Raw genomic sequence first — 22,325 nt, forward strand, 5'->3', positions numbered from 1 at the left:
GTCAGAGCCGGTGCGCCGCCCCCGTGGGCGTGGCCCCCCGCGTGTCCAGCAGCAGCTGGGCCTTCACCGACAGGCCCTGGAGGTCGTACGTGCGGTGCTGCTGGAGGAGGATCGTCAGGTCGGCGTCGGCGGCGGCCTCGTAGAGGGAGTCGGCGCGGGGGACGGGGCGGTCGGCGACGTTCCAGGACGGGATGTGCGGGTCGTGGTAGCTGACCGCGGCGCCCATGGACATCAGGCGGGTCGCGATCTCCTCGGCCGGGGTGGCCTGCTGGTCGGCGAGGTCGGCCTTGTAGGTGACGCCGAGGAGGAGGACGCGGGCGCCGCGCGCGGACTTGCCGTGCTCGTTGAGGAGGGCGGCGGCCCGCTGGACGACGTAGCGGGGCATCTGGCCGTTGACCTGCTGGGCCAGCTCCACCATGCGCAGGCTGTGGGGGGCCCGGCCGGTCAGGTCCTGGGGGACGGAGTGGCCGCCGACACCGGGGCCGGGGCGGAAGGCGTGGAAGCCGAAGGGCTTGGTCTCCGCGCAGCGCAGCACGTCCCACAGGTCGACGCCGAGGTCGTCGCAGAGGACGGCCATCTCGTTGACCAGGGCGATGTTGACGTGCCGGAAATTGGTCTCCAGGAGCTGGACCGTCTCCGCCTCGCGGGGGCCGCGGGCGCGGACCACCTTGTCGGTGAGGCGGCCGTAGAAGGCGGCGGCGGACTCGGTGCAGGCGGGGGTGAGGCCGCCGATGACCTTCGGGGTGTTGGCCGGTGTGAAGTCGCGGTTGCCGGGGTCGACGCGGCTGGGGGAGTACGCGAGGTGGAAGTCGCGGCCGGCGCGCAGCCCCGAGCCCCGCTCCAGGACCGGGCGCAGGAACTCCTCCGTCGTCCCGGGCCGCACGGGTGACTCCAGGATGACCGTGGTGTGCGGGCGCATGTGGTCGGCGAGGGTGCGGGCGGCTGCCTCCACCTGGGTGAGGTCCAGGCCGCCGTCCGCAGAGGGCGGGGTGGGCGCGCAGATGACGGCGGTGCGGACGCGGCCCAGCTCGGCCGGCGTGGCGGGGGTGCGGAAGCCCGTCGCGAGCATCCGGCGCACCTCGGCGGGCGTGAGCGGGTCGGCCTCGGGGCCGGTGCGGTAGCCGAGGGTGGGGATGCCCGCGGCGACGGCGGCCTGGGCCAGGGGCAGGCCGTACGGGCCGAGTCCGATGACGGCGAGATCTGCGGGCATGGCGTGGGCCGTCCTTCCCAGTAGCCGAAGCGGGACAGGTGCGCAAGCCCGGTGGACAGGATGGGCGAGCACAACGTCAGACTAGGAGTAAATATGACCGATTTGTGGGATTGGTCGGCCTGGTTTCGGCGAGTGTCGAGGGGGAGCGGTGGGGAGGTTGTCCACAGGCATGTTGTCCACAGGTTCTGTTGTCCACAGGCTGGGGCCGTCCGACGGCCGATGTCGGGCGAGCCGGTCAGAATCTGGGCATGGTGGGTACCAGGAACCGGGCTTCGCCCGACGGGTGCGGCCGACGCGACCGACAGCGGGAGGCAGCAGTGAGGACAGCGACACTGGGGCCGGCGCAGCGCGCCGAGTCGCTCGCGGCCATGGCCGAGCGCGAGCTGGACGTTCTGGTGGTGGGCGCGGGCGTGGTCGGCGCGGGCACCGCGCTCGACGCGGTGACGCGTGGCCTGTCCACCGGCCTGGTCGAGGCCCGGGACTGGGCGTCGGGCACCTCCAGCAGGTCCAGCAAGCTGATCCACGGCGGCCTGCGCTACCTGGAGATGCTCGACTTCGTGCTCGTACGGGAGGCGCTGAAGGAGCGCGGCCTGCTCCTGGAGCGGCTCGCACCGCACCTCGTGAAGCCCGTGCCCTTCCTGTACCCCTTGCAGCACAAGGGCTGGGAGCGGCTCTACGCCGGCTCGGGCGTCGCCCTCTACGACGCGATGTCGATGGCCCGCGGACACGGCCGGGGCCTGCCGATGCACCGGCACCTGAGCCGACGTCACGCCCTGCGGGTGGCGCCCGCGTTGAAGAAGGACGCGCTGGTCGGCGCGCTCCAGTACTACGACGCCCAGATGGACGACGCCCGGTTCGTGACGACGCTGGTGCGCACGGCGGCCGCGTACGGCGCCCACGTCGCCAACCGGGCCCGGGTGACATCCTTCGTCCGCGAGGGCGAGCGCGTGGTCGGCGCGCGCGTGCAGGACGTCGAGGCGGGCGGGGAGTACGAGATCCGCGCCAAGCAGATCGTGAACGCGACCGGGGTGTGGACGGACGACACCCAGTCGATGGTCGGCGAGCGCGGACAGTTCCACGTCCGGGCCTCCAAGGGCATCCACCTGGTCGTCCCCAAGGACCGCATCCACTCCACCACCGGGCTGATCCTGCGCACCGAGAAGTCCGTGCTGTTCGTCATCCCCTGGGGCCGGCACTGGATCATCGGCACCACGGACACCGACTGGGACCTGGACAAGGCCCACCCGGCCGCCTCCAGCGCCGACATCGACTACCTCCTGGAGCACGTCAACTCCGTGCTCCACGTGCCGCTCACGCGCGACGACGTCGAGGGCGTGTACGCAGGGCTGCGCCCGCTGCTGGCCGGTGAGTCCGACGCCACCAGCAAGCTGTCGCGCGAGCACACCGTCGCCCACCCGGTGCCCGGCCTGGTCGTCGTCGCGGGCGGCAAGTACACGACGTACCGGGTGATGGCCAAGGACGCCGTGGACGAGGCGGTGCACGGGCTCGACCTGCGGGTGGCCGACTGCGTCACCGAGGACACGCCGCTGCTCGGCGCCGAGGGGTACCGCGCGCTGTGGAACGCGCGGAAGCGGGTCGCCGCGCGCACCGGCCTGCACGTCGTGCGCGTCGAGCACCTGCTGAACCGGTACGGCGCCATGACGGAGGAGGTGCTGGAGCTGATCGCCGCGGACCCCTCCCTCGGCGAACCCCTGCACGCCGCCGACGACTACCTGCGCGCCGAGGTCGTCTACGCCGCCTCCCACGAGGGCGCGCGGCACCTGGACGACGTACTGACCCGGCGCACCCGCATCTCCATCGAGACCTTCGACCGGGGCACCCGCAGCGCCCGCGAGGCCGCCGAACTGATGGCGCCGGTGCTCGGCTGGGACAAGGACCAGATCGAACGGGAGGTCCAGCACTACGAGAAGCGGGTCGAGGCCGAGCGGGAGTCGCAGCGCCAGCCCGACGACCTGACGGCCGACGCGGCGCGGCTGGGCGCCCCCGACATCGTGCCGAGGTAGGGGCCGCCGGGGCGGGTGTGACAGGAGGTCAGCCCGCCCCGTAGCCCCACGGCCGCCCGCCCCCGAGCCGCGCCGCCCCGAGAGGCACCCTGGGCGTCGAGCACTTGTCGGGTGAGAGACAATGAAGGCTCTGTCAGGGCGGGTTGCATGAGGGGACGCATGTCGGAGGCGGAGCGGGCGGGGACATCCCGTACGGACAAGAGCGCACGTCTCCTCGCCGGGCGGTACCGGCTGGGAGACGTGCTCGGCCGCGGCGGCATGGGGACGGTGTGGCGCGCCGAGGACGAGACCCTCGGACGCACGGTCGCCGTCAAGGAGCTGCGGTTCCCGGGGAACATCGACGAGGAGGAGAAGCGGCGCCTGATCACGCGCACGCTGCGTGAGGCCAAGGCGATCGCGCGGATCCGTAACAACAGCGCCGTCACGGTCTACGACGTCGTCGAGGAGGACGACCGTCCCTGGATCGTGATGGAACTCGTCGAGGGCAAGTCGCTCGCCGAGGCCATTCGCGAGGACGGCCTGCTGGAGCCGAGGCGCGCCGCCGAGGTGGGTCTCGCCATCCTCGACGTGCTGCGCTCGGCGCACCGCGAGGGCATCCTGCACCGCGACGTGAAGCCGTCCAACGTGCTGATCGCCGAGGACGGCCGGGTCGTGCTCACCGACTTCGGCATCGCCCAGGTCGAGGGCGATCCGTCGATCACCTCCACCGGCATGCTCGTCGGCGCCCCCTCCTACATCTCCCCGGAACGCGCCCGCGGCCACAAGCCCGGCCCGGCCGCCGACCTGTGGTCGCTCGGCGGACTGCTGTACGCGGCGGTCGAGGGCACCCCGCCCTACGACAAGGGCTCCGCCATCGCCACGCTCACCGCCGTGATGACGGAGAGTCTGGAGGAGCCGAAGAACGCCGGCCCGCTGCGGGACGTCATCTTCGGGCTGCTCAACAAGGACCCCGCCCAGCGGCTCGACGACGCGGGCGCCCGTGCGCTGCTCAACAAGGTCATCCACGCCCCGGAGCCGGCGGACGAGCCGGCCGACGCCACCAAGGTCGTGCCGCTGCCCGCCCAGCCGGACGAGCGCAACCGCGGGGGCGGTCCCTCGGGTGCGGGGGGCAAGCGCGGCGAGGAAGCCGGGGAGCGGCTGCGCGGAGCGCTGCGTTCCGTGCGCAAGGCCGCCGTCGGGGCCGGGGCCGTCGGTGCCGCGGCCGCCTCCCGCGCCAAGCAGGGCGGCGCCGGCCGGGCCGCGTCGGGCGCCGCCGGTTCGGCCGCCGCGTCGGCGTCCGGCGGGACGGCCGCCAGCGCGTCGGCGCCGGCCGGTGCGCCGGGCGCCGGTGTCCGTGACGGGTCGGGCTCCGGTGCGGGCTCGGGCGTCGGTGCGGGTGCGGTGTCCGGAGCCCGGCCGGGTACGGGTGCCGGCACCGGGGCGGCGAACGCGCCCGCGGGCACCCGCAGCTCCGGCTGGCCCGTCGTGCCGCCCCCGGACCTGCCGCCCCGGCCCGCGCCCCGGGCGCCGCTCACCGACGTGGTACCGCGCCGGACGCTGATCATCATCGCGGTGGTCGTGGCGCTGGCCGTGCTCGGCACCGTCCTGGCCCTCACGCTCGGCGGCGACGACGAGAAGGGCGCCCAGGACGGGAACGGTGACAGGACCGTCGCCACCGCGGGGGCGAGCGGCGACACCGAGCAGGACGACGAGGGCGGGGCCCGCACCGACGGCTCCGCCTCCGAGGAGGCCACGGACGGGTCCTCGGCCGGCGCGCCGGACTCCGGCGCGAGCGCGTCCGGCGACACCGGGTCGGACGGCGCCGGATCGGGCGACGCCGGGAAGGCCGACGAGGGCGCGGCGGCCACCCACCAGGGCGACCAGGGCTACTCCATCGGACTGCCCGACGGCTGGAAGTTCCGGAGCACGGGTTCCGCGGGGGACCGTTTCACCGGCCCCGACGGCCAGAAGCTGCTCGTCGCCTGGACGTCGACGCCCAAGGGCGACCCGGTCGCCGACTGGAAGAACCAGGAGCGGTACATGGTCCGCTCCCAGTACAAGAAGATCCGCATCGAGAAGGTGGGCTACCGCGGCTGGAACGCGGCCGACTGGGAGTTCACCTACACGGACGGCGGTACCGAGTACCGCACCGTGGACCGGGGCTTCGTCGTCAACGACCACCAGGGCTACGCGCTGATGTACACCGCCGAGGCCGACGCCTGGGACAGCGACCTGCGCCGGGACACGTGGCAGACGCTGACGAAGACCTTCGAACCCAAGTCCTGAACCGGCCGGTCCGGGTTTGAGCGGTCCGATATCTGGCATCCCCTCTTTGCGGGTTGCCTCCGGCACGTATCGTGAGTGCTTGCGGACCGTACGCAGCCGGAACGGCCCGCCGTGCGAACGGAATTGACCGACGGCTGCCGGGGGTGGCGACGTGGACGACTATGCGGGACGGGTACTCGCCGACCGCTACCGCCTGCCGCTGCCGCCGTCCGACGAGTACGAACTCACCGAGACCCGGGCCTTCGACACCTACAGCGGTCAGGAAGTCCTGGTCAGGCAGGTGCCGTTGCCCGAGGTCGTCGAGGCGGAGGTGCTCGACGCGGACGGCCTGCCCGACGGATTCACCGCCCGCGACGGCGGCTTCCGGCACGCGGGCGGCCGTTCGGCGGCCGCGCGCCAGGGCTCCCGCAAGCCCGCCGATCCGGTCGTACGCCGTGCCGTCGAGGCGGCGCAGGCCGCGGCCGCCGTACCCGACCACCCACGCCTCGACCAGGTCTTCGACGTGTTCGCCGAGGGCGGTTCCCTGTGGATCGTCAGCGAACTGGTGGCCGCGAGGCCGCTGGCCGCCCTGCTCGCCGAGCAGCCGCTGACCCCCTACCGGGCGGCCGAGGTGGCCTCCGACATCCTGCTGGCGCTGCGAGTGCTGCACACGTACGGCTGGGTGCACCGCAACATCACCGCGCGCACGGTACTCGTCTGCGACGACGGGCGCGTGATGCTGACCGGCCTCGCGGTCGGGGCGGCGGAGGAGGCGCTGTGCGGGTACGACCCGGTGCCCGCCCCCGACGTCGAGGAGGGCGGGGGCGCCGCGGTCGCTCCCGACGGGACCTTCGGACGGGGTGGCGGCGCGGAGACCGGGGGGCCCGGTGCTGCCGGCGCGGGCGCTCTGGTGCCCGGGGCCCGTGACGCCGCTGGCCCCCGGGCGACCGGCGTCGGCCCGCAGGGTGCGCGGTCCGGGAGCTACGGACCCGGCACTACCGACCCCGAGGCCGCCCGGCGGGCCGCCATCGAGGCCCGTGACGTGGGCGGACTGCCCGTACCCCAGGGTCCCGGCGGCGCCGCCTCCGGGCTCGCCCCCGCACCGCCGGCGACCAGCGAGGACGTCCGCGCCGCGCGCGCCGGAGCCATCGCCGCGTACCGCGCGGGTGCCCGGGCCGCCGCCCGCGTCCAGGAGGGGCGGAACGGCCGCGCGGCCCTGCCCGGCGCCCGCCCCGCCGCCGACAACGGCCCCGACCGGCCTCCCCACGCCGTCGGCGCGGGCACCGGCACGGAACCGGGGGCCCGCCCCGAAGCCGACCGGGGGCGACCCTCGTACGCACCGGACGGGTCCCACCCTGTCGACCGCGACGCAGGGCCCGCCCCCCGCACCTCCGGTCCTCACCCCGCCGCCCCCCGGCCCGCCGACACGGTCGGCCGGGCCGCCCCGCCGGGACAGATCACCGACCCCTACGGCGTGGGCACGACCTCCTGGCACGGTGCCGCCCCCCGCCCCACCGGCGATCCGGCCGCCGCCTCCCCGGCGGCCGGGCACGCCCCGCCCGCCGCCCCGCAGCAGGACACGGCCCCCGCGCACGGCCACTGGGACGACCCGGTCGCCCGTACCCCCGCCCGGCGCGGCCCGGCCACCGCGCTCGCCGCCGAACGGGCACGGCAGACCCGGATGGCCGTGGTCGGACCGGTGACCGAGCGCTGGGCGCCGGAACAGGCCGGGCCGGTGCACGAGAACTGGCAGCTCGCCGCGCCCATCGGCCCCGCCACCGACCTGTGGGCGCTGGGCGCGCTGCTCTTCCGCGCCGTGCAGGGGCACGCGCCCTACCCGGAGGAGTCCACCGCCGAGCTGGTGCAGATCGTGTGCGCGGAGCCGCCGGCGTTCGCCGAGGAGTGCGGACCACTGCGACCGGTCGTCGAGTCGCTGCTGCGTCAGGACCCCACCGAGCGCATCGACTTCGAGGAACTGCGCGGCTGGCTGCGCTCCCTCGTCAGGTCGGCGCCCGAACCGGAGGCCGGACTCCACGTCGTCTCCGCCCCGCCCGCCGAGACCAGCCGGCTGCCCATCGTCCGCCGCCGGGGCGAACTGGTGCGCAAGCGGCGCGCCGGCCTGCCCGCGCACCACGGGCGGCACAAACGGGACCGGCGGGAGGCGGCCCGTTCGCCGCGCAGCCTCGGCCGCACCCTGCTCCTGCTGATACTGCTCGCCCTGGGCGGGGCGATCGCCTACGCCATGCTCTTCATGCCGAAGAGCGACACCAGCGGCGCCGGCGGCACCGACCGCACGGGCGCGGCCGGCGAGGTGAGCCAGGCGCCGCCCGGGCAGTCCCCGGACGGCGGGAGCGAGCCCCGGCCGGAGAAGACGCCCCCGAAGAGCGACCCCAGCCCCTCCCGGACGGAGTCGGGTTCCACCGAGACGCAGAGCAACGACCCCGCCGTGGCCGACGGGTTCACCCTGCGCAAGGACGCCGAGGGTTTCCGCGTCGCCGTCGCCGAGGGCTGGGACCGCACGCCCCGCAACGGCAGCGGGCAGGTCGTCTACAGCAAGGGCGACTTCGAGCTGATCGTCGTACCGGGCCGGGACCGGGCGTCCGAGTTCGGTGACGACCCGATGGCCTACCAGCGCGACACCGAGCCGGAGTTGGCGTCGTACCGCGCCTCCAGCTGGGCCACCTCCAGCGGGCTGCGAACCATCGAGGTCGGCGGACGGACCATGGCCGAGGGCCAGTTCACCTGGACCGGCGCCGACGGCGAGCTGTACGTGCGCAACCTCGCGATGCTCGTCGACGGGCGATACCACGTGGTCCAGGTCCGCGGCCCGGCGGCGGAGCGGGACGAGGTGACCCGGCTGTTCGAACAGGCTTCGTCCAGTTATCAGTTCACCGGATGACCACTCAGGGGCCGCGCGCGGCCCCATGGTTGCGCCGCGACGCGGAAAGCGACAACCGTCACAGACCGGTTTCCATGCCACCCCACCCGTTCCCCGCGGGGTGACCGGTCCCTAGTCTGGCCCTGACCAGACCAATTGCGGGGCAACGTGAATCAGATGCAGGGCCGGCTCGTCGCGGGCCGTTACCGGCTCGGCGACGCCATCGGCAGTGGCGGCATGGGCCGGGTGTGGCGCGCACACGACGAGGTGCTGCACCGGGTCGTCGCCATCAAGGAGCTGACCGCCGCGCTCTACGTCTCCGAGAGCGACCAGGCGATACTGCTGGCGCGCACCCGGGGGGAAGCGCGGGCCGCCGCGCGGATCAACCACTCGGCCGTCGTCACCGTGCACGACGTACTCGAGCACGACGGCCGGCCCTGGATCGTGATGGAGCTGGTCGAGGGCCGCTCACTGGCCGACGCGGTCAAGGAGGAGGAGCGGGTCGAGCCGCGGGAGGCGGCGCGGATCGGCCTGTGGGTCCTGCGGGCCCTGCGCGCCGCGCACGCCGCGGGCGTGCTGCACCGTGACGTCAAGCCCGGCAACGTGCTGCTCGCCGACGACGGCCGTGTGCTGCTCACCGACTTCGGCATCGCGCAGATAGAGGGCGACTCCACCATCACACGGACCGGAGAGGTCGTCGGCTCCGTCGACTACCTGGCCCCCGAGCGCGTCCGCGGCCACGACCCCGGCCCCGCCTCCGACCTGTGGGCGCTGGGCGCGACGCTGTACACGGCGGTGGAGGGCAGGTCGCCCTTCCGCCGCACCTCACCCCTCACCACCATGCAGGCGGTCGTCGAGGAGGAGGCCACAGAGCCCCGGTACGCCGGACCGCTCGCGCCCGTCATCGACGCCCTGCTGCGCAAGGATCCGGCCACGCGCCCCGACGTGACCGAGGCCGAGCAGATGCTCGCGGAGGCGGCGGAGGGCCGCCGGCCGAGATCCGCCCAGGCGTACGTGCCGACGCAGTACTCGGGCCCTTCGCGGCAGGACGGCACGGTCCACCCGGGGGCGACGGGACCGGCGGGCGGGTCCGCCGCGACGCCGTACCGGACGACGACCGGCCCGACGGCCGTCGGCCCGGTGCCGCCGGGGCACCCCGGGACGGGCCCCGTGCCCACCGGGCCCACGGCGGTGGGGCACCCGCCGGCGAGCGCCGCTCCCCGGCGCCGCCGTCGCCTGCGCACGGTCGCCCTGGTCGTCGCCGTGGCGGCCCTGATCGGCGCGGGCACCGCCGTGGTGCTGCAACAGCGGGACGACGGCGGCTCGTCGGCCGGCCCGGCCCCCGCGCACTCACCCTCCGCCTCCTCGTCCGCCACGGACGACACGGGCTCCGGTGGCGCCGTTCCGGCCGACTGGGTCCGCCGCGACGACCCGCTGGGTTTCAGCCTTCACCTGCCCGAGGACTGGAAGCGCACGGACTTCGGCGGCGACAGCGGCGAACTCCGGCAGATCGACTACACCCCCGACGGCGGCGAACACGTCCTGCGTATCTCCGTCGACGCCGCTCCCGACTACAACGACCCGTACGCGCACCAGCTGGACCTGGAGGTGCAGCTCCAGCGGCTGGTCGACTACCGGCGCGTCGTCCTGGAACGCGCCGACTACCGCGACCGCGACTGCGCCCGCTGGGAGTACACCTGGACCGCGCTGGCCAAGGACACCGCCTTCCCCGGACCCCGCCGCGCCGTGTCGCAGACGTACATGTCCCGGGACGGTGTCGAGTACGCCCTGAACATGTCGGGACCCGTCGACGACTGGGAGACCACGCGGCAGCAGTTCCGCACGGTGCTGCAGAGCTGGCAGGAGAAGACCGCCTGACCCGCGCCGGATGACGGACGCGGTGGTGGCCGGAAGTCGTCGCAACGGCGTTCGGACGTCCGTCGGTTGTCGGCCACCCTGGTCACGGCTGCCCGGAGCCGATGCGTCCGGTGGGGCATGATGGGACGCATGGTGACCGAGGAGGCGGGCGGGCGTGTCATCGCGGGCCGTTACCGGCTCCATGAGCGGCTCGGCCGCGGCGGCATGGGCATCGTGTGGCGGGCCACCGACCAGCTGCTCGGCCGCGAGGTGGCCGTGAAGGCGCTCCCGCTGGACGAGACGCTCTCCGCGGCCGAGGCCCGGCGACGCCGGGAGCGCACCCTGCGCGAGGCCCGCGCGGTCGCACAGCTCAGCCACCCGCACATCATCGTGGTGCACGACGTCGTCGAGGACGACGAACGCGCGTACATGGTCATGGAGCTGGTCGACGGCGGCTCGCTCGCCGACCGCGTGCTCAGCCACGGCCCGCTCGGCGCCGCCGAGGCCGCCCGCATCGGCATCGCCCTGCTCGACGCGCTGCGCACCGCGCACACGGCCGGCATCCTGCACCGGGACGTGAAGCCGTCGAACGTGTTGGTGTCCGACGACGGCCGGGTCGTGCTCACCGACTTCGGCGTCGCCCAGGTCGCCGGTTCCACCACCCTCACCGAGACCGGCTCCTTCGTCGGCTCCCCCGAGTACACCGCGCCCGAGCGGATGTCGGGCGCCGGGACCGGGCCGGAGTCCGACCTGTGGTCGGTGGGCGTGCTGCTGTGCGCGGTGCTCAGCGGCGCCTCGCCCTTCCACCGGGACTCGCTGGGCGGCGTCCTGCACGCCGTGGTCACCGAGGAGATCCGCCCGCCCGCCGAGGCCGGGCCGCTCCTCCCGGTCGTCCAGGGCCTGTTGGAACGCGACCCGCGGCGCCGTCTGGACGCGGCGGAGGCGGAACGGATGCTGGGGGCCTTCCTGGCCACCGGTCGCACGCCCGCGCCACCCGGGACGGGCGAGCCCCGGCGCGCGACCCGGGCCGTGCTCACCTCGGTGCTGCTGGTCCTCGCGGCGGCCGGCGCGGGCGTCACGACGGCGGCTCTGCTCGACGACGGGGACGGCGAGGGGGGCGGTGCGCCGCCGAGTTCGGCCTCCGCGACCCCGACGACCGAGTCCGCGTCACCCTCCGCGTCACCGTTCTCCTCCGCGCCCTCCGCAACACACTCAAACGGGAGATAAGCGGCAGTCCGCGTCACGGCTCTGTGACCGCGGCGCACGAGTGGTGGATGCGGACGCGTCCAGCGCGATATGGATGGACCCATGAGCAGCGACGGGGGACCGCACAACGGGCCGGACGAGCCCACGAGTTTCGGCCTGCAACCACCTGCGCCGCCCGTTGCCGTGCCCCATCCCGGCAACCCTTACGCGGCGCCCACCCAGGTCGTGCCGCCGCAGGCCCAGGCGCGGCCGCAGGAGCCGCCCCGGCCCGCGGGCACACAGGACCCGGGCGCCGGACGCCTCATCGCCGGCCGCTACCGGCTGATCGCCAAACTCGGGCACGGCGGCATGGGCACGGTGTGGCGGGCGAAGGACGAGACCGTGGACCGCGAGGTCGCGGTCAAGGAACCCCGCGTGCCCGACCATCTTCCCGAACGCGAACGCGCCAACACTTTCGAGCGGATGCGCCGCGAGGCCCGCGCGGCGGCCCGGCTCGACCACCCCGCCGTGGTCGACGTGTACGACGTGGCGGTGGTGGACGACCAGCCCTGGATCGTGATGGAGCTGGTCCGGGGCCGCTCGCTGGGCGACGCGTTGCAGGAGGGCACCCTGGGCGCGCACGAGGCGGCCAGGATCGGTCTCCAGGTGCTCGGCGCGCTGGAGGCCGCGCACGCGGCCGGCGTCCTGCACCGGGACGTGAAGCCGGACAACGTCCTGCTCGGCCGGCACGACCGGGTCGTCCTCACCGACTTCGGCATCGCCCGGATCGAGGGCGACACCGACCTGACCGAAACCGGCGGATTCGTCGGCTCGCCCGAGTACATCGCACCGGAGCGGGTGCTGGGCCGGCGCCCCGGCCCGGCCAGCGACCTGTGGTCGCTGGGCGTGGTGCTGTACGCGGCGACGGAGGGCGTCTCGCCGTTCCGCCGCAGCAACACCCCCGCCACCCTGCAGTCCGTGCTCAACGCCGCTCCCGCGCCGCCCGCCGCCGCGCAGGGCCCGCTCGCCGAGGTCATCACGGCCCTGCTCGACAAGGACCCGGCCCGCCGCCCGGACGCCGTCCGGACCCGGGCCCTGCTGGAGGCCGCCGCGAACCCGCCCGAGCCCGCGCCGACCCGCGTGGTGCCGGGCGACGGGGCGGACGGTCCGGGCGGGCCCTCCGGCGCCGTGTCCAAGTGGGGCGTACGGCTGGGCCGCAACGCGTGGATGGCCCTGGGAGCGGCGGTCGTCGCGGCGGCCGCGGCGTCGTACCTGGTGATCGCGGATCCGTTCGCGGGGCCGCTGCCGAAGGGGTGGAAGACGTACGGACTCGGCGCGAAGACCGGCGTGAGCGTCGGCCTGCCGACGGCGTTCGTGAGGCAGGAGCACGGCGACGACTGGGACGGCACCGACGTCACGTTCACCGACCCGAGCGGCGCGGTCACCGTCTTCTTCGAACGTGACATCAAGGCCGACGACCAGGACGGGGACATCCCGGAGGCCGCGGCGGCACAGGCCTGGTCGGACTGGAACATGCTCCAGGACGGCGAGTACTCCTGGGACTTCGCCGAGAAGCCCGCGCCGAGGGGCGAGCCGAGCGAGATCGAGTACCGGGGCGAGAAGGCCACCGAGAACGTCATCGCGTACACGACCACGGACACGCAGGACCCCCGCGAGCGTGAGCTCCACATCCTCTACTACCGGGCCGCCAACGGCGACATGTACCGGGTGCGTATCGACTACCCGCGCAAGGGCTACTTCGCCGACGAGGGGCGCGAGATCGCCCGGACGGTGATCGCCAACTGGGAGGTCGTAGAGCCCTGATGGAAGTCCAGGACCGGCTGGTCGGGCAGCGGTACCGGCTGGTGGAGCGTGTCGGCCCCGGTGGCGCGGGCCGCGTCTGGCGGGCGTTCGACGAGGCCGCGGGCCGCGAGGTCGCCGTCGAGCGGCCCGTACTGCCCGGGGACCCGGCGGACGAGGCATACCGCCGGGCCGCCCACCGTCTCACCCGCGAGGCGCGTGCCGCCGCCCGCGTCGACCACCCGGCCGCCGTGCGCATCCACGACGTGGTGGAGGAGACGGCCGGGGACGGCGGACCGCCCTGGATCGTCATGGAGTGGGTCGGCGGCGAGTCCCTGCACGAGGCGCTGCGGCGCGGGCCGGTGCCGGCGCCCGAGGCCGCCCGCGTCGGCCACGCGGTCCTGGGCGCGCTGCGCGCCGCGCACTCGGTCGGCATCGTGCACCGTGGTGTGAGCGCCGGCAGGGTCCTGCTCGGCCCGCACGGCCGGGTCGTGCTCACCGGCTTCGGCACGGCCCACGTCCCGGGGGAGGAGACCCCGCGGGGCCGTACGAGGCGGGAGCGGCCCCCGCGGCGCCGTGTGCCGGGCGCCGGGCCCTCGCGGGGCCCCGCGGCGGGCGAGGAGTCCCTGCCCGGCGGGGGGCCCGCAGCCGACTTACGGGCCCTGGGGACCCTGCTGCGCACCGCCGTCGCGGAGCAGCCGGCGGCCGGACCGCTCGGCCCGCTGGTCGAACGTCTGCTGGCGGCGGACGACGGGCGGCGGCCGAACGCGGGCGCCATCGCCGATGAAGTCGCCCAGGAGGTCGCGCAGGGGCTGGCGGAGGTGGCCGGCGGCCTCCGGCCCGCCCCGCCGCGAAACGAAGGGGTCAGCTGCAACCCTTCCGCATAACGCCCTGATCAGCACGTTTGTTGCCAGCGATCACTGGCGCCATGTGAGCACTCGGTGAATCCCGATTACCGACGGGTACACAAAGCCGTCGCGGCGTCATACCCTGCGGCTCATGACGGACGCGCAGGCCCCGGAAATCACCGGCACGAACCCTCTCGCCCCCAGCCCGGCGGGCGCCCGCACCGCTGCGGACGTGGTCACACCCGAGCTGGTCGCCCAGCTCACCAAGGGCGTGGCCGGCTCCGGGCGGACCGCCAACCACACGCCCTTCACCGGGGAGAAGCTGGCCGACCTGCCCGAGTCGACGCCCGAGGACGTGGCCGGCGCCTTCGAGCGGGCCCGTGCCGCACAGGCCGTGTGGGAGCGCACGCCGGTACGGCAGCGCGCCGCCGTCCTGCTCCGCTTCCACGACCTGGTCCTGGAGCGGCAGGCCGAGGTCCTCGACCTCATCCAGCTGGAGACCGGCAAGGCCCGCCTGCACGCCCACGAGGAGGTCCAGGCCGTCGCCGTCGCCGCCCGGCACTACGGCCGCAAGGCCCCCGCGTACCTGCGCCCCAAGCGGCACACCGGCGCCGTACCGACCCTCACGAAGGTCACCGAGCTGCGCCACCCGCGCGGCGTGGTCGGCCAGATCGCCCCGTGGAACTACCCGCTGGAGCTGTCCGTCGGTGACGCGCTCCCCGCCTTCGTCGCGGGCAACGCGGTCGTCATGAAGCCCGACACCGAGACCTGCCTGACCGCCCTGTGGGCCCGTGACCTGCTCATCGAGGCCGGCCTGCCCGCCGAGGTCTTCCAGGTCGTCCTCGGCGAGGGCCCCGTCGTCGGCCCCGAGGTCGTCAGGCACGCCGACTACGTCTCCTTCACCGGCTCCACCCGCACCGGCCGCGAGGTCGCCCAGGGTGCCGCCGCCCGCCTGGTCGGCGTCTCCCTCGAACTCGGCGGCAAGAACGCCATGCTGGTGCTGGAGGACGCCGACATCGAGAAGGCCGCGGCGGGCGCCGTACGCGCCTGCTTCTCCTCGGCCGGCCAGCTCTGCATCTCCATCGAGCGGCTCTACGTCCACGAGTCGGTCGCCGACGCCTTCCTGGACCGCTTCGCCGCCCGCACCAAGGCCATGCGGCTCGGCACCTCCCTCTCCTACGGCGCCGACATGGGCTCGCTGGTGGGGGAGCGGCAGCTTCAGACCGTGAAGGCGCACGTGGCGGACGCCGTGGAGCGGGGCGCGAAGCTGGTCGCCGGCGGCGTCGCCCGCCCGGACATCGGCCCGTACTTCTACGAGCCGACGATCCTCGACGGCGTCGCGGCCCCCATGACCGTGTGCGCCGAGGAGACCTTCGGTCCGGTGGTGTCCGTCTACCGCTTCAAGACCGAGGACGAGGCGGTCGAGCAGGCCAACTCCACGCCGTACGGCCTGAACTCCTCGGTCTGGACGAAGGACGCCCGGCGCGGCCGCGAGGTCGCCGCCCGGATGCGCACCGGCACCGTCAACATCAACGAGGGGTACGCGCCCGCCTACGGCAGCGTCCAGTCCCCCATGGGCGGCATGAAGGACTCCGGCCTCGGCCGCCGGCACGGCTCCGAGGGCATCCTCAAGTACACCGAGGCCCAGACGGTCGCCCACCAGAGGCTGCTGCCGATGGCGCCGTCGCTCGGCATGGACGACGAGAAGTACGCGGCGTTCATGAGCCGGAGCCTGCGGCTGATGAAGGCGTTCCGCTTCCGCTGATCCACCCCACCACCGCCCGTTCTCAACGAGGAGAGCACGTGTCGCAGGAGAACTCTGTCCAGACCCGGGACGAGAACGGGTACGACTACGACGTCCTCGTCGTGGGTTCCGGTTTCGGCGGCTCCGTCTCCGCCCTCCGCCTGACGGAGAAGGGATACCGGGTCGGCGTCCTGGAAGCGGGCCGCCGCTTCACCCGCGAGTCGCTGCCGAAGAACTCCTGGGACCTCAAGAACTACCTCTGGGCCCCCAAGCTCGGCATGTTCGGCATCCAGCGCATCCACCTGCTCGGGAATGTCATGGTCCTGGCGGGCGCGGGCGTCGGCGGCGGCTCCCTCAACTACGCCAACACCCTCTACGTACCGCCGAAGCCCTTCTTCGACGACCCCCAGTGGCGTGACATCACCGACTGGCAGGACGAGCTGACGCCGTACTACGACCAGGCCAAGCGCATGCTCGGCGTCCGCCTCAACCCGACCATGACCCCCTCCGACGTGCACCTGAAGGCCGCCGCGCAGCGGATGGGGGTCGGCGACACCTTCCACATGGCGCCGGTCGGCGTCTTCTTCGGCGACGGCGAGGACGCCGACGGCACGGTGAAGGCCAAGGCGGGCGAGCGGGTGCCCGACCCCTACTTCGGCGGCGCGGGGCCCGACCGCAAGGCGTGCAACGAGTGCGGCGAGTGCATGACCGGCTGCCGGCACGGCGCGAAGAACACCCTCAACGAGAACTACCTGTACCTCGCCGAGAAGGCCGGCGCGGTCGTGCACCCCATGACATCGGTCGTGTCGGTCACCGAGGACTCGCGCGGCGGATTCGCCGTGGCGACCCTCCCCACCGACCGGAAGAAGAAGGGCGCCGGCCGCACCTTCACCGCCCGCCGCGTCGTCATCGCCGCCGGCACCTACGGCACCCAGACCCTGCTGCACCGCATGAAGGCGAACGGCCGGCTGCCGCACATATCCGACAGGCTCGGCGAGCTGACCCGCACCAACTCCGAAGCCCTCGTCGGCGCCCAGACCGACGACCGGCGCTACCGCAAGGCCACCGGCGAGCCGCGCGCCGACTTCACGCGCGGTGTCGCCATCACCTCGTCGATCCACCCGGACGCCAACACCCACATCGAGCCGGTCCGTTACGGCAAGGGCTCCAACTCCATGGGCGGCCTGTCCATCCTCCAGGTCCCCTACGCCGGCCACACCGCCTCGGGCACGTCCCGCGTCCTGGGCTTCCTGGGCCACGTGGCCAAGCACCCCGTGCTGGCCCTGCGTTCGCTCTCCAACCGCAAGTGGTCGGAGCGGACCATCATCGGCCTGGTGATGCAGTCCCTGGACAACTCCCTGACCACGCACCTGAAACCGACGGGCGTCGGCAAGGGCCTGCTCACCGCCCGCCAGGGCCACGGCTCGCCCAACCCCAAGCAGATCAAGGCCGCGACCGAGGGCGCCTCCGCACTCGCCGCCGAGATCAACGGCTTCGCCGGCTCCAACGTCGGCGAACTGATGGGCACCCCGCTCACCGCGCACTTCCTGGGCGGCTGCCCGATCGGCGCCTCCCGCGAGTCCGGCGTCATCGATCCGTACCACCGGCTCTACGGCCACCCCGGCATCTCCGTCGTCGACGGCGCCGCGGTCTCGGCGAACCTGGGCGTCAACCCGTCCCTGACCATCACGGCGCAGGCCGAGCGCGCGATGGCGTACTGGCCCAACAAGGGCGAGGAGGACCCGCGCCCGGCGCAGGGCACGGAGTACCGGCGCCTGGCCCCCGTCGAGCCCAAGTCCCCGGCGGTCCCGGCGGAGGCGTTCGGCGCGCTGAGGCTGCCGTTCCTCGGGATGCCGGCGGTGCCGCCGAAGAAGTAGCGGCCCGCGGGACAAAGGGAAGGACCTGCGCCCCCCTCCGAGCGCAGGTCCTTCTCGTCTTGCGGCACGCCGTGCCGGTCAGGCGTTACGCCTGGGCACCGGCCTTGCGACGCCGGACGACGAACACGGCACCGGCACCGACGACGACCGCGAGGCCGCCGACGAGGCCGATCGTCGGCAGTGCCGAGCTGGAGCCGGTCTCGGCGAGGCTGCCGGTCGGCAGCTTCGAGACGTCGCCCTGCGGCTTCTTCACCGAGATCTTGCCGTCCTTGTCGTCACCCTTGTCGCTGGGCTTGGCGGTGCCCGGGTTCGGGTTGCCGGAGCCGGACGCCAGGATCTGGAAGTCGTACTGGCTCCAGCCCGCGGCGATGCACTCCTGGCCGTCGATGTCGTCCAGGTAGGCACCGAAGGCGAAGGAGTAGGCGTCACCGGCCGGGGCCTTGGCGTCGACGCTGAGCCTCATGTCGACGGTCTGGGTGGCCTTGGCCTTCAGCTTCTCCATGAAGAAGAAGTAGTCACCGGCCCAGTCGTCGTCACCGACGCGGTCCCAGGCCCCGGTCTCGGGGTTCTTGAACTCGAGGTCGACGTACGAGCTGAGGAACTTGGACTCGTCCTCGAACTCGTAGTTCTCCACCTCGGCGTAGAAGGCGACCTCCTTGACGTCGGTCTTCGACTCGTTGGTGACGACGAGCTCGAACGGGTGGTAGCCGTCGCCGGCGACGATCTTGCCCGGCAGTCCCTTGATGTCCGCGGACACCTTGGCACCCGCGTAGTCGGCGTCGATCTCCTCACAGACCGGGACCTCGGGGAGCTCCGGCTCGGTCGGCTCGTCGGTCGGCGCCGACGTCGACGGCGAGGGCGCGGGCTCGGTCGTCCCCGAGCCGGGGGTGCTCTCGCCGTCGGTCGGGGTCGACGGGGCGTCGGTGGGAGTGCTCTCCTCGTCGGTGGGAGTGCTCTCGGCGTCGGACGGCGTGCTCTGCCCGTCCGTGGGAGACGTCTCCCCATCGGTGGGAGAAGCCTGGTCGTCCGGGGCAGTGGTGCCGGTTCCGGACGTTTCGCTCGCCGCCGGCGAGGGGCTCTCGGTCGCGAAGGCGGCCGGTGCCGACAGCAGTGCCAGCGGGGCGATGACGGACGTCGCGGCCATGGTCACGATGGCGCGGCGAAGCTTCATGAAGACCTCGTGAAGTCAGGCGTACCGCGCTCGGGCGGTACGGGGCTCTGAGGAGGCCTCCGCGTGTGGGCGCGGTGGACCCTTCGGCCGATCTGCTCGATCGGTTCGGCCTGTTTGATCAGCGAAGCCTGTGAATGGTTGCCCATGCACTCACGGAATCTTTATGTGTCCTGCGCCACACATGCGAAGGTCCTCCGCAACGGAGAGCCCCACGTGCGAGGGCCCGGCATGCGAAGGGCCCCGCGGGGCGTGGCCGCGGGGCCCTTCCTCGGTCAGCACCGGCGTCAGGGCGGCACCGGTGCCTCGGAGCGGCGCCGGGGGGGTCGCGCCGCGGGTCTGTCGTGCATGCGGTTGTGAGGGGGAGGGGACGTCCCGGGCCCGGACGTTTCCCGTCGGCCGGCCCCGGGCGTCCCCGGGGCCGGCCGTTCTCTTGGGTGACCGGGCTGCTGTCCCCTGCCGTCCGGTCACTTCCTGGAGCGAGGTCCCACGACGTACGGCACGATCCGCACGTCTCATCGCCCCAGCGAGCCACGCGTGGTTCTTTCGGGCCCGCCCCTGGCTGGCACGGACACCGGGACCAACGAAGCGTCCCGCGCGGCGGTCACGCGCCGTACGGGTGAGAAGGCGCCCGAACTCAGATGCGAGCACGGACACGCGTTCAGACGCGGCCCCGGCACAGCTCCAGCAGTGTCATCGCCAGTGACGTACCCGGCTTGCCCAGCGCCTCGCTGTAGTGGCCGAGGACCTCCATCTCGCGGGAGAGGTTCACGCGCCGGCCGCCGGAGGTGATCCGCGCCTGCTGGATGACGGCGGAGACGGCCATCCGTTCCTGGATCAACCCGATGATCCGGTCGTCGAGGGCGTCGATGCGCTCCCGGGCGCCGGTGATCACCTCGGCGGCCTCGGGGGTGCGGGCGCCGGTCTTGTCCGCGCCGGTCCTGTCCGCGGTCGCGGTGTGCACGGTCGTCGTGTGTGCGGTGGTGACGGTCATGTCGTGGGCTCCTCGCCGCAGAGTGGGTGGCGGTGCCCCGGTTCGGCAGGACCGGAAACGACAGGCGCCCCGGGCCTTGTCGGCCCGGGGCGCCTGGGAAGTCGCTTGTCAGTTGCTCAAGCAGCACGACCATGGCAGCCGGTGGGCCGGTTGCCATAGGTAAAGACGAACGCCTGGTGCGTGAGCATGCCGCCAGTATGCCCCCCGAACGCTCCGTGTCCAAAGCGGTTCGCATGGTGAGACGTGGTGCGTGGGGCGGCCCGCGCACCACGGCCGGGACGGGCCACCTGCTCACCTCGGTAGAATCGGGAGTACAAGACCCCCGCCCGACCGCCGGAAGGCACCCCGTGTCATCAGCGACTCCCGCTGCCGCCGCCCCCGACACCGTCCTGGTCGTCGACTTCGGCGCGCAGTACGCCCAGCTCATCGCCCGTCGCGTCCGCGAGGCGCGGGTCTACAGCGAGGTCGTGCCGAGCTCCATGCCGGTCGACGAGATGCTCGCCAAGAACCCGGCGGCCATCATCCTCTCCGGTGGCCCCTCGTCGGTGTACGAGCCGGGCGCCCCGACCGTCGACCGCGCCCTGTTCGAGGCCGGTGTGCCCGTCTTCGGCATGTGCTACGGCTTCCAGCTGATGGCGCAGACCCTCGGCGGCACCGTCGACAACTCCGGCGCCCGTGAGTACGGCCGCACCGACCTGACGGTCTCCAAGCCGTCCTCCACCCTCTTCGAGGGCACCCCGGCCGAGCAGGCCGTGTGGATGTCGCACGGCGACGCCTGCTCCGCCGCCCCCGAGGGCTTCACCGTCACCGGCTCCACGGACGTCGTCCCGGTCGCCGCCTTCGAGAACGACGAGAAGAAGCTCTACGGCGTCCAGTACCACCCCGAGGTGATGCACTCCACGCACGGGCAGCAGGTGCTGGAGCACTTCCTGTACCGCGGTGCGGGTCTCGCCCCCGACTGGACCACGGGCAACGTCATCGAGGAGCAGGTCGCGGCCATCCGCGAGCAGGTCGGCGACAAGCGCGCCATCTGCGGCCTGTCCGGCGGCGTGGACTCCGCGGTCGCCGCCGCCCTCGTCCAGAAGGCCATCGGCTCCCAGCTGACCTGCGTCTACGTCGACCACGGCCTGATGCGCAAGGGTGAGACCGAGCAGGTCGAGAAGGACTTCGTCGCCGCGACCGGCGTGCAGCTGAAGGTCGTGGACGCCAGCGAGCGGTTCCTGAAGGCGCTGGCCGGGGTCTCCGACCCCGAGGAGAAGCGGAAGATCATCGGCCGCGAGTTCATCCGGGTCTTCGAGCAGGCCCAGGCCGAGATCATCGCCGACGAGGGCCCGGCCGTGGAGTTCCTGGTCCAGGGCACCCTCTACCCGGACGTCGTCGAGTCCGGCGGCGGCACCGGCGCGGCCAACATCAAGTCGCACCACAACGTCGGTGGGCTCCCCGAGGACCTCGAGTTCAAGCTCATCGAGCCGCTGCGCAAGCTGTTCAAGGACGAGGTCCGGATGGTCGGCCAGGAGCTGGGCCTGCCGGACGAGATCGTCCAGCGCCAGCCCTTCCCGGGCCCGGGTCTCGGCATCCGCATCGTCGGCGAGGTCACCAAGGAGCGGCTCGACCTGCTCCGTGAGGCCGACGCCATCGCCCGCGAGGAGCTGACCGCGGCGGGCCTCGACCGCGACATCTGGCAGTGCCCGGTGGTGCTGCTCGCGGACGTCCGCTCCGTCGGCGTCCAGGGCGACGGCCGCACCTACGGCCACCCGATCGTGCTGCGGCCCGTCTCCTCCGAGGACGCCATGACGGCCGACTGGTCGCGGCTGCCGTACGACGTGCTCTCCAAGATCTCGACCCGCATCACCAACGAGGTCAAGGACGTCAACCGCGTCGTCCTCGACGTGACGTCGAAGCCGCCGGGCACGATCGAGTGGGAGTAGCCCCTAGGTGCGCTTGACGGTGCGCAAGGGCTTTCCGGGCTGCCAGACCTGGACGACGAGATGCGCGTCGTCCTCCACGTAGGTCCGCACGACCTCCGTCAGCTCGGTACGGAAGAGGTGGAACGGCTCCGGCGGTTCCACCTCTTTCACGTACCGGGCCCGGGTCGCGGAGTCCTCGACCTCGATCGCCCGTCCGCCGATCCGCACGTCACCGCCGCCCATCCCGGTCCCGTCCCCCGGGTTCGCCTGCAGCGCGAAGCGCGGGTCGCGGCGCAGGTCGAGCGCCTTGACCGAGCCCGGCATCATGCCGAGCCACAGCTCGCCGTCCAGGAAACGCACCTCCAGCCCGGTGGTGCGCGGCGAGCCGTCCCTGCGCAGGGTGGCGAGGACGTGGTGGGTGTAGGCGCCGAAGCGCGCCTCGACGGTGGCGGCTAGCTCGGGTTCGGCGGTGGCGAAGCGGGACCAGTTCGCTGTCGTGCTGCCTGTTGCGGTGCTCGATGCCATACGTCGAGTGTGGACCCGATACCCGACACCCCCTGTCCGGTATCGGGCCGCGGATCGACCCGGT

Annotated in this window: 14 protein-coding genes; 10 read left to right on the plus strand and 4 right to left on the minus strand. The window is 73.4% G+C overall.

Annotated elements, in window-relative coordinates; genetic code table 11:
• Window position 1 precedes the first annotated feature (1 nt).
• The gene (locus tag ACLIN4_RS21460; RefSeq protein WP_289904683.1) at window positions 2-1,210 is read right to left on the minus strand and encodes a nucleotide sugar dehydrogenase; all 1,209 of its coding nucleotides are present in this window, start codon (window positions 1,208-1,210) and stop codon (window positions 2-4) included.
• A gap of 317 nt (window positions 1,211-1,527) precedes the next feature.
• Between ACLIN4_RS21460 and ACLIN4_RS21465 the strand changes: the two genes are divergently transcribed.
• From ACLIN4_RS21465 to ACLIN4_RS21505, 9 genes are all read left to right on the plus strand, one after another.
• A complete protein-coding gene (locus tag ACLIN4_RS21465; protein ID WP_107478888.1) occupies window positions 1,528-3,234 on the plus strand; it encodes a glycerol-3-phosphate dehydrogenase/oxidase in 1,707 nt (568 codons plus the stop codon).
• A gap of 159 nt (window positions 3,235-3,393) precedes the next feature.
• A complete protein-coding gene (locus ACLIN4_RS21470; protein ID WP_411576769.1) occupies window positions 3,394-5,499 on the plus strand; it encodes a serine/threonine-protein kinase in 2,106 nt (701 codons plus the stop codon).
• A gap of 151 nt (window positions 5,500-5,650) precedes the next feature.
• Window positions 5,651-8,377: a protein kinase gene (locus ACLIN4_RS21475; RefSeq protein WP_411576121.1), complete on the plus strand. Its 2,727-nt coding sequence runs from the start codon at window positions 5,651-5,653 to the stop codon at window positions 8,375-8,377.
• A 156-nt stretch (window positions 8,378-8,533) separates the two neighbouring features.
• Window positions 8,534-10,234: a serine/threonine-protein kinase gene (locus tag ACLIN4_RS21480; RefSeq protein ID WP_289904680.1), complete on the plus strand. Its 1,701-nt coding sequence runs from the start codon at window positions 8,534-8,536 to the stop codon at window positions 10,232-10,234.
• 120 nt (window positions 10,235-10,354) lie between these two features.
• Window positions 10,355-11,440, plus strand: coding sequence for a serine/threonine-protein kinase (locus ACLIN4_RS21485; RefSeq protein ID WP_107478920.1), 1,086 nt, complete (start codon window positions 10,355-10,357; stop codon window positions 11,438-11,440).
• 81 nt (window positions 11,441-11,521) lie between these two features.
• On the plus strand, window positions 11,522-13,222 hold the full coding sequence (locus ACLIN4_RS21490; protein WP_289904676.1) for a serine/threonine-protein kinase: 1,701 nt from the start codon (window positions 11,522-11,524) through the stop codon (window positions 13,220-13,222).
• Window positions 13,222-14,085 (plus strand): protein kinase domain-containing protein, encoded by an 864-nt coding sequence (locus tag ACLIN4_RS21495; RefSeq protein ID WP_354671066.1) that lies wholly within the window; start codon window positions 13,222-13,224, stop codon window positions 14,083-14,085. The genes ACLIN4_RS21490 and ACLIN4_RS21495 overlap by 1 nt, the downstream gene beginning before the upstream one ends.
• Window positions 14,086-14,197: 112 nt before the next feature.
• The gene (locus ACLIN4_RS21500) at window positions 14,198-15,811 is read left to right on the plus strand and encodes a succinic semialdehyde dehydrogenase (RefSeq protein WP_100045413.1); all 1,614 of its coding nucleotides are present in this window, start codon (window positions 14,198-14,200) and stop codon (window positions 15,809-15,811) included.
• A gap of 38 nt (window positions 15,812-15,849) precedes the next feature.
• Window positions 15,850-17,667, plus strand: coding sequence for a GMC family oxidoreductase N-terminal domain-containing protein (locus ACLIN4_RS21505; RefSeq protein ID WP_289904672.1), 1,818 nt, complete (start codon window positions 15,850-15,852; stop codon window positions 17,665-17,667).
• Between the two features lie 85 nt (window positions 17,668-17,752).
• On the opposite strand, the gene ACLIN4_RS21510 is transcribed toward ACLIN4_RS21505, so the two are convergent.
• Together ACLIN4_RS21510 and ACLIN4_RS21515 are read right to left on the minus strand one after the other, a co-directional pair.
• Window positions 17,753-18,838: an LAETG motif-containing sortase-dependent surface protein gene (locus tag ACLIN4_RS21510; RefSeq protein ID WP_382088913.1), complete on the minus strand. Its 1,086-nt coding sequence runs from the start codon at window positions 18,836-18,838 to the stop codon at window positions 17,753-17,755.
• A 658-nt stretch (window positions 18,839-19,496) separates the two neighbouring features.
• Window positions 19,497-19,829 carry a chorismate mutase gene (locus ACLIN4_RS21515; RefSeq protein ID WP_107478915.1) on the minus strand — a complete coding sequence of 111 codons (333 nt, stop codon included), beginning with the start codon at window positions 19,827-19,829 and terminating at the stop codon, window positions 19,497-19,499.
• 347 nt (window positions 19,830-20,176) lie between these two features.
• Here ACLIN4_RS21515 and guaA point away from each other — a divergent pair, with 347 nt between their 5' ends.
• Window positions 20,177-21,757 (plus strand): glutamine-hydrolyzing GMP synthase, encoded by a 1,581-nt coding sequence (gene guaA / locus ACLIN4_RS21520; RefSeq protein WP_100045417.1) that lies wholly within the window; start codon window positions 20,177-20,179, stop codon window positions 21,755-21,757.
• A 3-nt stretch (window positions 21,758-21,760) separates the two neighbouring features.
• Here the strand turns inward: guaA and ACLIN4_RS21525 are convergent, their stop codons facing one another.
• Window positions 21,761-22,261 carry a pyridoxamine 5'-phosphate oxidase family protein gene (locus ACLIN4_RS21525; RefSeq protein ID WP_411576122.1) on the minus strand — a complete coding sequence of 167 codons (501 nt, stop codon included), beginning with the start codon at window positions 22,259-22,261 and terminating at the stop codon, window positions 21,761-21,763.
• Window positions 22,262-22,325 lie beyond the last annotated feature (64 nt).

This window comes from Streptomyces mutabilis (genome assembly GCF_046628145.1).
Classification (GTDB): Bacteria; Actinomycetota; Actinomycetes; order Streptomycetales; family Streptomycetaceae; genus Streptomyces; species Streptomyces mutabilis.

Excerpts from the sequence above, each read along its gene's own strand:
- ACLIN4_RS21460 (WP_289904683.1), bottom strand. The coding sequence starts at position 1,210 with ATGCCCGCAGATCTCGCCGTCATCGGACTCGGCCCGTACGGCCTGCCC.
- ACLIN4_RS21470 (WP_411576769.1), top strand. The coding sequence starts at position 3,394 with ATGTCGGAGGCGGAGCGGGCGGGGACATCCCGTACGGACAAGAGCGCA.
- ACLIN4_RS21480 (WP_289904680.1), top strand. The coding sequence starts at position 8,534 with ATGCAGGGCCGGCTCGTCGCGGGCCGTTACCGGCTCGGCGACGCCATC.
- ACLIN4_RS21485 (WP_107478920.1), top strand. The coding sequence starts at position 10,355 with ATGGGACGCATGGTGACCGAGGAGGCGGGCGGGCGTGTCATCGCGGGC.
- ACLIN4_RS21490 (WP_289904676.1), top strand. The coding sequence starts at position 11,522 with ATGAGCAGCGACGGGGGACCGCACAACGGGCCGGACGAGCCCACGAGT.
- ACLIN4_RS21495 (WP_354671066.1), top strand. The coding sequence starts at position 13,222 with ATGGAAGTCCAGGACCGGCTGGTCGGGCAGCGGTACCGGCTGGTGGAG.
- ACLIN4_RS21500 (WP_100045413.1), top strand. The coding sequence starts at position 14,198 with ATGACGGACGCGCAGGCCCCGGAAATCACCGGCACGAACCCTCTCGCC.
- ACLIN4_RS21510 (WP_382088913.1), bottom strand. The coding sequence starts at position 18,838 with ATGAAGCTTCGCCGCGCCATCGTGACCATGGCCGCGACGTCCGTCATC.
- ACLIN4_RS21515 (WP_107478915.1), bottom strand. The coding sequence starts at position 19,829 with ATGACCGTCACCACCGCACACACGACGACCGTGCACACCGCGACCGCG.
- ACLIN4_RS21525 (WP_411576122.1), bottom strand. The coding sequence starts at position 22,261 with ATGGCATCGAGCACCGCAACAGGCAGCACGACAGCGAACTGGTCCCGC.